General features: G+C 44.8%; 1 protein-coding gene. It reads left to right on the forward strand.

The features are described from left to right. Nucleotides 1-848: 848 nt before the first annotated feature. Nucleotides 849-10,991, forward strand: a complete 10,143-nt coding sequence (gene rtxA / locus SLS51_RS21765; RefSeq protein ID WP_323840627.1) for an MARTX multifunctional-autoprocessing repeats-in-toxin holotoxin RtxA — start codon at nucleotides 849-851, stop codon at nucleotides 10,989-10,991. The last annotated feature ends 478 nt before the right edge of the window (nucleotides 10,992-11,469 follow it).

Consider the following 11,469-nt stretch of genomic DNA (forward strand, 5'->3'; position numbering starts at 1 on the left):
AAGCTGCCTCTTTGTTGGCTGCTCTCGCTCACCCCGGTCACATAGTTACCTATGCTCCCGGGGATTCACTCCCTTGCCGTCGCGATGCATCTTGAAATCCATAGGGTATATGTCAAGAAATAACCTGAAAAATCGGACATTTTTTTAACGTCAGGACAGATGGTAGATTTATATTAAATAGAATTGAAATTAACTATTTTAAATATTTATTAATTCAATATTGGTATTGTCAACATTGAATTAATAACATTCGTAATAATATATTTTTGTATTTTAATAAATGGAAAATAATTTATTGATCATAATTAGCAAAACGTTATATCTTATGTGAAAGAAGGCGGTTTTCTGTGTTAAATATTGCTTTTAACTGTTGGCTTTATTTTATTCGGTAGGTTTATTTGAAAGTGTTTGTCTATACACCAGTTTAGATATTTTCTGATTTTAAGATTTTGTTGTGCATTTTTTATGAATAAATTGTCTTTTGGGTAAATGTATGTCTAAAAAATTGGTACAAATTTTCTCTAATCGGCATGTCAGCAGGGGAGCTGCTTACCTTATGTTTCGTGTGCTAAGAATAAAATTGCTGAATGAATGAAATAATGGGTGAAGTCATATTTTCCTATATTCAATATTTTAAATAAAGCTTAATCGTTGAGCCGGGATATCTATTTTTTTCGAAATGATCATATCCTGTGAACACCGTTTTAACGTTGCTAACAATATGTTATTTCGTTCTTTTTATCATGAAGAGGCTAAGGGATTGGTATTGTTCAAGCAATGAGATGTTCAACCTAACCATTATATTCGTCGAGTACGGTTTTAACTTCATATTAACTAAGGGATTGTTTATGGGGACATTATCAAGCAGGAGTGCGAAATATTTCTTTACTGGGATTTATTTGGGTGATAACAATGATAATGACATTATTGCCATTGGATTTTGGGGCTACATTTATGCCCTCGGAGGAAATGACCATATTACGTTGGGGTCGATTGCCGCCGAAGTCTATACTGGCACAGGTAATGACACGGTAGTTGGTAGTGCGGCATATTTATCCGTTGTGGATTCCACAGGTAATCTGACCGTAAAAGGTGGTACGGGTTACGCCGATATTGATAAAAGTGATGATGGTAATGTTTTGTTTACCGGCGCTGCGGGTAATATTATTATGGATCATACTGGTCATCACGGTAATTTGGATTTTACCGGTGCGGCTATTTATAACGAAATGAACCGTAATGGTCTGACGGGGGATGTGATCTTCAACGGTTCGGGCGGCTATAACAGATTATGGCACGCAACCAATCAGGGCAATTTATACTTTAATGGCGCTGGCGCGGGTAATAAAATCGACCGCACTTGGTATAATCATTACCATGAAAGCCGTGGCGATGTCACATTTAATGGCGCAGGGGCGGCAAACAGTATTAGCTCGCGGATAGAGCGCGGTGATATTGTTTTCAATGGGGCTGGAGCTGATAATCACATTATACGTAAGGGTAAAGAAGGTAATATTATCTTGCAGGGTGCTGGGGCATCGAACCGAATTAAGCGTATTCGCCAAAAAGAAGATATCTATAAGCAGACTCGTGGTGATATTTCCTTTGAAGGTCTAGGGGGTTATAACAAGATTTATTCTGATATTGCACACGGTAATATTAACTTCTCTGGTGCCGGTGCTTACAACGAAATATCTAGAATAGGCATGAATGATAGTTTTCGTGATGAAGCGCTGGAATATGCTAAAGCTCAAGATATTATATTAACGACAGCAACGATGGGCGGAGGTTGGATTCAAAAAGCCCAGCAAGTGACAGGCATTAAATCAATTACCGAGCCTGATACTTATCTCTTTGCGTTTGCTGACGAAATGTATACGAAAATTAGTAAAATTCGACTACGAAATGATCCTGAAACCGGTAAGCTCAATTATTACGCCACCTCTTGGTATAAGGAAGGTGAGCATCTTAAAGATCTTGCTTCAACGGATATTTCTTCCGGTAATGGCTTTGTCAATACCAACACCAATGATGCTTATCGCCTTTTCAATTTAATGATTGAACATCATCAACCGATAACTATCCATGCCGTTGAAGAAGGGTTGTCTGAAAACGAGTGGGTTATTTGTGCTCATGGGGCGACGGTTAAAGCGGAAGATATTACCCTCTCTGAGGCAAAGATGGGAGGGCATGCGATCTTTTCTAACCGCCAGAAAGTTGATGTTGCTGCGGTGAGATCGAACCGTCAACCAAATACTTATGTGTATGCTAAATATCTGGAGTCGCACACTAAAGTAGTGGTGGTTAAATTGGAAAATGATCCTGTTACGCAGGAACTCAAATACTTTGCCAGCGCGTGGTACAAAGCGGGTGATCATACCGGTAATTTGGCAAATAAAGATATTTCGCTTGCGAGCGGTTATCGCGCTATAAACGAGGGGGGTTGCACACTAAGTCAACTGCAATATTGTCTTAATACAACAATACGTCGTGCATCTGATCGATTAGCGCATACCGAAGAATATAGTCAGCAAGAACTTGTGAATGCATCTGCCCGTAATGGTGATAGCTCCGGTGATATTCAATTCAATGGCGCTGGCGGTGGAAACGTTATTATATCCAACGTTACACGTGGCAATGTTAATTTTAACGGTGCTGGTTTAGCAAACGTTGTCGTTCATCAAAGCCGGTATGGCGAAATGGATGTTAATGCCGCGGGGGCGGCAAATGTTTTCGTGCGGGTTGGGGATGGTAGATATTTGGCACGTCTTCTGGCGGTTGGCAATATTTCGATTCACAAAGGTAGCGGTCGCAGCCGGGTTATCATGTTGGGTGGTTACAATACGCACACACAGATAGGCAAGGGTAGCGCGAGCTGGTTAGGTGCCGGTGGTTTTAATGTCATGGCCCAAAAAGGCAGTGGCAGTGTTTCCTCGGGACTGGTGGGTGGCACCAATGTGCTGACTAAGCTCGGTGTCGGTGATTTGGTTTCCGGTATGCTCGGTGGGGCTAACGTTATCACGCATATCGCTGATGATGCCGAAATGTCGAATACCAGGGCAATTGCGTTGGGTGGGGCTAATGTTCTTACCAAGAAAGGGTTGGGCAATGTGTTAGCCGTGATGGGCGGTGGTGCAAACGTTCTGACTCATATTGGTAATGGGAATACGACAGGTGTGATGCTCGGTGGTGCTAATGTCTTGACCAAAATAGGAGACGGCGATACTACTGGCACTCTGTTTGGGATAGGTAATGTACTGACCCATGTCGGTGGTGGTCAGACTTTGGCGGTGATGGGGGCCACGGGCAATCTCTTGACCAGAGTCGGGGATGGGAGTGTGATTGCCGCCATGATGGGTGCAGGCAATCTCTTTACTCATGTTGGCAACGGCGATATATGGGCGCTGATGGGGGGCGCAGTAAACATCTTTACAAAAGTGGGTGATGGTAATGCGCTGGCATTGATGGTAGCCGCAGGCAATGTGTTTACCCACATTGGGGATGGCACAAGTGTTGCCCTGATGCTGGCAAAAGGCAATATCGCGACTAAAGCGGGTAATGGCATGACGCTGGCCGCAATGATTGGTGGGGCCAATATTTTTACCCATGTGGGGAATGGCAATACCTTTGCGGCCATGATTGGGGGGGCCAATGTGCTGACCAAGGTCGGTAATGATCTGACCGCCGCCTTGATGATGGGTAAGGCCAATATCTATTCGCATGTGGGGGATGGTGCCAGTATTGGTTTGGTTGCCGGTGAACTGAACGTGATGACCAAAGTCGGTAAAGGGACGACGCTGGCGGCCATGTTTGGTCAGGCCAATATCATGACCCATGTCGGCAATGGCTTAACCGGTGTTTTGGCATTAGGAGACGCGAATATTGTCACCAAAACCGGTAATGATTTTATGGGGGTTGTTGCAGGGGCGAAAGCGAATGTTATCACTCATGTAGGCAACTCGATGACCGCTGGTATCCTGCTTGGCGAAGGCAATATGCTGACCAAGGTGGGAGAGGGGACAACAGTCGGTTTGCTTGTGTCGAATGTGGGGAATGTGATGACCCATGTTGGTCATGGCACAACGGTGGGATTTGCTAAAGGTCAAGCCAATATCGTGACCAAAGTGGGGAATGGCACTGGTATTAATGCGGTTTGGGGGGCGGCGAATATCCTGACGCAAAAGGGGCATGGTGACCGTTATAACTTCGCGAAAGGTCAAGCCAACATCATTGCCAAAGTAGGGAATGGACAAGAAGTCACAGTCGTTCAGGGGGATGCCAATATCATTACCCATGTGGGTAACGGTGATGATTACACCGGCGCTTGGGGCAAAGTCAACGTTGTTACTAAGGTCGGTGATGGGCGTAATGTGGTGCTGGCCAAAGGTGAGGCCAATATTGTGACTCAGGTGGGTAACGGTGACAGCTTTAATGCCTTGTGGAGTGAAGGCAATACCGTCACCAAAGTGGGTGATGGCATGCAGGTTACCGCGGCAAAAGGCAAAGGGAATATTATCACCACTGTGGGAAATGGCTTAAATGTAACGGTGACGCATGGCGACTTGAATGTGAATACCAAAGTGGGTGAGGGTGTTTCCGTTAACGTGGCGTGGGGTAAGCACAATATTAATACCAAAGTTGGCAATGGCCTCAATGTCGCGGTGATGAAAGGCCAAGCTAATGCCAATATCTATATGGGTGATGGTTTGGGCATCAATGCTTCCTACGCACGCAATAACGTGGCGATTAGGATTGGCAACGGTGATTTCTATAGTTTCTCTGTTGCAGAAAGCAATACGCAAAGCAACAAACTCGCTTTCTTCTTTGAACAGATCAAACAGACAGCGTTAAGTGTAGAGGGCAGTCAGGCGATCAACTATCTGGTTCAGGGCGGTGAGGCTAATACGTCAGGGACACATAAAGGCCGAGGGGCGATTCATTTAGCCGAAGTTTCTGCTATTAATGGCTTTCAGATGGATGAAATTGCGCCGGTAAGTTCAGATTTAAGCCGTCGTCTGAGTGGTTCTGTAACCGCGGTCGAAACGCCTGAGCTCGAAAATATCCATAATTCATTGAATATTAATATTGATGAAAGCAATGATCCGGAACAGGGAACTAATCTGATCATTAATGGTGATTTTGAACAAGGTAATGACGGCTGGCGGGCAACTAATGGTATTGAAACATACCGCTCAGCCGGTGCTTACGGTCTTGATAAAGAGGGGCATGGAGAGCGAGTCAGTGAGCTTGATGCGGGTATAAACACCACGGTTTATCAGAACCTACAAGATTTGCTTGAGGGAGAAGTGATTTCACTGAGTTTTGATTTTGCTAATCGTCGTGGTACTACTCTTTCCAACAATGGCATGGAGATTTTCTGGAACGGTCAACGGGTATTCTCAACTTCTGGAGATGCCCCTAAATGGCAAAACAAAACGCTGGCGCTGACAGCAAAAAAGGGGAGTAACCGAATCGAATTTAAGGGGACCGGTTTAGACGATGGCGTAGGTTATATTCTCGATAATATTGTTGCGAAATCTGAGAGATCACGGCCCGTCAAGGCGGTTATCGAACACGTAAAACAGGATAACGCGGCGCAAAATGCGTTAAGCAATAAAGGTCAAGCCGAAGAAGATCGCCGTCTTTTGGAACAAGAAAAAGAGCAGCAACTGGCCGCAATTGCAGGCGTGCGGTCTCAACTGGAATCAACGGATCAGGCAGCGCTAAACACCAATGGGCAAGCGCAGCGTGATGCGATAAAAGAAGAATCACAAGCAGTAACAGATGAACTGCTCTCCATGACTCAAGGTCTGGATGCACTGCATGGCTTTAATAATTACCACGGTAAATCAGGGGAGCAATGGCGTAATCAATTTGCTGCTGGATTATTGAACAATGTTCAAAGTCAATGGGAGCACACCAAATCTACTGCACAGAAAGAGTTATTTAATGCTCAGCAAAATGTTACCGGTCATCAACAAAAAATAAAAAAAGCGATTGCGCAAGCGGAAGCCGGTGTAGTGAAAAGTGAGCAGCATCGTATTGATGTGCAACAAGATGTCATGGGCGCTTATGAAAAAATAAATTTGAGAAAGGAAGAGGCACTGTTACAACAGCAGCAGGCGGAAAAAGTTAAAAATGAGGCTAGCGTTGCCTGTCAGGCGGCGGAGAATCGAGGCAAACAGGATATTGCCGTGGCTGAGGATAAAGTGGTTCAGGCCCAGACCGAGGCGAAGAGCGTGAAGCAGAGTGACAATGCCAAACCGCAGCGAATGGGCGCCCTTGGCAGTGGTTTGTCTGGAAAAGCGTATCATTCCACGGCTATGGTTGAAACCCGCAGCCATGTTAACCCTGAGTTTGTCGTACAGGCCGATGGGCGATTCAGTGCCGGATTGATGGAAGAAGATCTGTCCGTACTGAAAGAGGCACAAAACAGGATTAATCGGTTGCCGGTCAATCAGCAAGCACTGTTGGATAAAAATCTGCTGACAACATCTTCTCAACATCGTGGGGCAATCAAAGGGGATGTGCTACAAAAAATTGATAATAAAATTTTTGATTTTATCGCGCATGGGAAAGAGCTGGAGGCTTATTCATTTCACTTTAGCCAGGATGGTAATGTGTTGGAAAAAATCAGCAAAATTATCCCGGAAATTGGCAGTGTGCTCCTGACTAAAGGGGATACGGTTGAGTCTAAAAAACTCATGCAAGGATTATGTTTTGCTTTATCTGCCCGTTACTTAATAGAAGAACGCGTACATGGCTCAGGGGGCGGTAAAGCTTATATGTTGTGGTTAAAAGACACGGTAAAAGCCTACAACGACACATCAGTCAATAAGAAAACCGATATCAACGCCATCGAATCCGCTTTGTTGACCCAATATCGGCGTCAAAATATCGGGATGGTTATTGAAGATTTATTATCGATGCAGTACAGCCAGTCTATGGATAGCTCTACCCCTGAAGCGTATAGAAAAGCGAATGCGGCTTATGGCGGCAAGTTGAAAGCCAATGGATTAACCGGGGGGAACATTAATCATGCCTTGAATTACTTTGCTGAAGGTTATGAATCCGTCATGGATAAGTTGCGTAATGTAAGAAAGTCGACTTACCTATCATTCATGTCTGAAGAACATGCCATGTCCGTTGTGGTACATAAAAAACTCAACCAAACAGTCTGGTCATTTTATGATCCTAACTATGGTGGTAAATCATTTGCTGACTATAACGATTTCCGCCGTTTTATGGATTCGTTTCATAAGGGATTTATAACGAATTATAAATTCCAGGCAAGTAAAGAGCCTGACCAAAGCTTTTATGTTCAGTTTAATCAGTTTGAAGAGGGAACCATTGCGAGATATGACGGTGTTTGGAAAACGTCACGCGATGGTGAACAAGACTACGTATTGCGTGCATTGAAAGAGCAAGGCAAGGTATTTAACTTAGGTTCAAACATCACTGGACGTGTCGTTGATTACCGAAAAGGGGATATCACCCTGGAAGTAACGGCTAAGCAAGGTAAACAAACGAAGAAGGTTCTGGTTGACGTTGAGAGTAATAACTTTAAGCAAGCTGCCAGCTTTGTGCGGTCGAATATTAATAAAGTCCTCTCTTATCCGGCAGCAAACAAGCTGATACTTAAAGTGCCGGTTGAGGGGGATGTGGCGAGCCCGTTACTGGAAAAATGGTCATCAAGTGATGCGATCAAAAATAAAAATGCAGAAGTGTGGGAGCGGGTAACCGTCACCCCACAAGCCGATGATCGTATAACTCGTTTTAGTCATCAGGTCATTATTCAAATGGAGGATGATCCGGTCGTAGCCAAAGCCGCTGCCAATCTGGCCGGTAAACACCCGGATTCCAGTGTGATTGTGCAACTCGATGCTGACGGTAAATATCGTGTCATTTATGGCAACCCTGCCAAATTATCCGGTAAGTTACGTTGGCAAATTGTCGGTCATGGCCGTGATACGTCGGCGCAAAATAACATTTACCTGAGTGGTTACACTGCCGATGAACTTGCTGTGAGACTAAAGCAGTTCAGTCACGATCTTAAGTCGGCGAGTAAACCTTACCATATCAGCCTCGTGAGTTGTGCTCTGATCAGTGATGACAAACGGGACGGTTTTGCCCGCCGCTTTATCACCGCGTTAGATAAGCAAGGTATTCTCAGTCATGTTTCCGTTCGCCATAGCGAAGTCGCAATTGATGCAACAGGCCGTAAACTGACCCGTGATGCCAATAACCAATGGGTTAATAACCTGCCTGATAACAAAATCGTATTTCAATGGGATAAACAGGGTGAATTGACGGCGAGTACAGAAAGGGTGATTCGCGGAATTGCTGAAAGTGATATCACCCTTGCCACAGTGGGATATACCGGCGCTGATGCGGTGGCGAGAGGGGCAGTTGCAGATTATCGTCGCCCTTTTACTGTGCCAAAGAAACGTGAAAATACTATTCAGATTAACACCAACGATAAATCGAATAATCAGCTTAGCTACTCTGGCAATATTCAGGTGAATGTGGGTGAAGGGGAGTTTACTGCGCTCAATTGGGGAACATCAAATGTCGGTATTAAAGTGGGTACCGGGGGTTTTAAATCACTGACCTTCGGTGACAATAATGTGATGGTTCATCTCGGTGATGGTGATAGTAAACACAGCTTCGATATCAATGGTTACCAAGCGTTTGAAGGGGCGCAGATGTTTATTGGTAATCGTAATGTCAGTTTCAACCAAGGCAGCAGTAATGATTTGATTGTGATGATGGATAAATCTATTCCAACGCCGCCACTGGTTAATCCATTTGATGGTGTGGTGCATGTTACCGGAGTACTACAAGATATTGCTTACTTTGGCAAAGAACAGGATGGGTTAACCGTGCAAGATCAGCAATGGACTATCGTCGGTGCGAACAAGTTTGTGCAAGATATGTCCGGTTTGGATCAAACAAGCAGTGTGGATTATAAAACGCTGGTTGATCTGGATTCACAGCATGAACGTAGTAGCCGTAGTTTGAAGCGAGATATTGAAGCGACGTTGAATGAGAAATTCAACCAGTGGCTAACCCGCAATGTGACTAATATGGGCACAATGAGCCGGGCAAATAAATTCCGTCAGGCTAATCAGAAGTTGGCTTTTAATTTTGCCGTCGGGGGTCAGGGGGCCGATATCCAGGTAACCGCCGGTAACTGGAATTTTATGTTCGGTGATAATATTCAGTCGATTTTGGATACTAACCTGGGTTCGTTGTTTGGCCTGATGACGCAGCAATATTCGGCAACGGGGATGGCGAAGACCACGTTTACCTATCATCCACAGGATTTGCCGCGTCAGCTTAAGAACAAATTGCTGGGCCGATTAGCTGGTGTAAACGCGGAGACGACTTTAGCGGATATCTTTGGCGTGAATTACACCACAGAAGGTCAGATGGTTTCCCGTACAGGAGACCCGGTTGATGGCGAAGCGATTCTGCGAGAGATGCTGACAGTGATTGAAGAATTTAGTGGTGATCAACTGAAAGCGTTTACAAATTCGGAGAAATTGCTTGATGGTTTGAAAGCGGGCATGGAGATGGGCAGGGATGGCATCAGATCGTTTGCCGAAAGTCATGGCCTGCAAAAGAAAGCCTCGGATGAAAACCGTGAATCAGAATTGCCAGTGAGCATCGATGGAAAGCGTGCTCAGGCCGATGATAAAGTAAAATCTGCATTTGGCTTTAACTCACTGAATTTGCCTAACTTGTTTGCGACGATGTTCAGTAAAGATAAGCAGACAGAAATGCAGTCCTTAGTTACACATTTGAAAGAAAACCTGACGGCTGATTTGCTTAATATGGAGCAGAAAACGTTTGATTTTCTGCGTAACAGCGGTCATTTGCATGATGATGGCGATATCCATCTCTCGTTGGGAAACTATAACTTCAATTGGGGGGGAGATGGTAAAGATCTCGGTGCTTATCTGGGCGATAACAACAACTTCTGGGGTGGTCGGGGTGATGATGTTTATTACTCCATCGGCACTTCCAACCTCTTTACTGGTGGTGAAGGGGATGATCTGGGTGTTCTGCTGGGACGTGAAAACGGGATGTTTGGCGGTAACGGCGATGATACTGCGGTGGTGGCCGGTCGGATTAACCATGTGTTTATGGGGGAGGGCAATGATCAGGCGTTTGTTTTTGGTGAAGGTGGTTTTATTGATGCCGGTAACGGACAGGATTACGTAGTCACCTCCGGCAACTATAACCGGATGGATACTGGGGAAAGTCAGGATTATGCGGTGATCATCGGCAATAATAATCAAGCCGAATTGGGTGGGGGCGACGACTTTGCCAGAGTATTTGGTAATGACAATCGGATTGATGGTTATTCCGGCAATGATGCGATTAAGCTGATGGGCTACCATGCGGTGATCAATGGTGGAGAAGGTGATGATTATCTGATAGCCGCAGCGATTTCGAAGTTCAGTGAGTTTAATGGCGGTGAAGGTCAGGATCTGCTGGTGTTAGGCGGGTACCAGAACCATTTCCGGGGCGGTGCAGGTGTGGATAGCTTTGTGGTCAGCGAAGAAGTGATTGATAACCGAGTAAGCGATATTAACGCAGAAGATATGATCTTGTTTAACGGTGTTGACTGGCGAAACCTGTGGTTGCAGCGCAGCGGGTATGATCTGGTGCTGTCAGTGAATCGCCATACTCAGGACACCACCGCTCAGGGGAAATTTGAATCGGTGGGTTCGGTCACCTTTAATGATTACTTTAATGGCAACCGCGCCAAACTGCTGACTCGGATGCGTGATAAGAACGCATCAGGGGAGCGCGAATTTACGGCACTGTCAGATAATGCGGTGGATTCCTTGATCCAGGCAATGAGCGGTTTTGCTCCGGCAGTGGGTGATAATGGTTTTATTGCGGGTCTGGACAGTCAGGCGAAAACGGCTATCGCAACGGCGTGGATCGATGTCACGATTGGTAAGGGGAAATTTGCCTAATCAGTTTTCTATAAATTAGTAAAAAAATTGTTATATACCTTATGGATTTCAAGATGCATCGCGACGGCAAGGGAGCGAATCCCCGGGAGCATAGATAACGATGTGACTGGGGTGAGTGAGTACAGCCAACAAAGAGGCAACTTGAAAGATGACGGGTATAGAAGTAAAAATGGCTCACAGAATTGGTGGGCCATTTTTTTATTCAGAAATTATTTCTGAGTTTTATTTGTTAATGCTTTTATTAATTCTTCATTATTATTTTAATATTAAATTTAGGGTTTTATTATTAAATTTAGGATTTAGGCTAATATCCAATTCATATTGGTTCTCTCTCCTGCATAGATTGCTTCACGAACTCCGTAAATAACTTCACATTCTTTCCTACCGAGGCTGATTCTAACGCTGATAGATACTGAGTTCTATTTTTGAGTTTAATCACCGTCCAGGGGTATCCTCCGATTACCAGTAAGAAATTCAT

This window comes from Photorhabdus africana (assembly GCF_035181445.1).
Taxonomy (GTDB): domain Bacteria; phylum Pseudomonadota; class Gammaproteobacteria; order Enterobacterales; family Enterobacteriaceae; genus Photorhabdus; species Photorhabdus laumondii.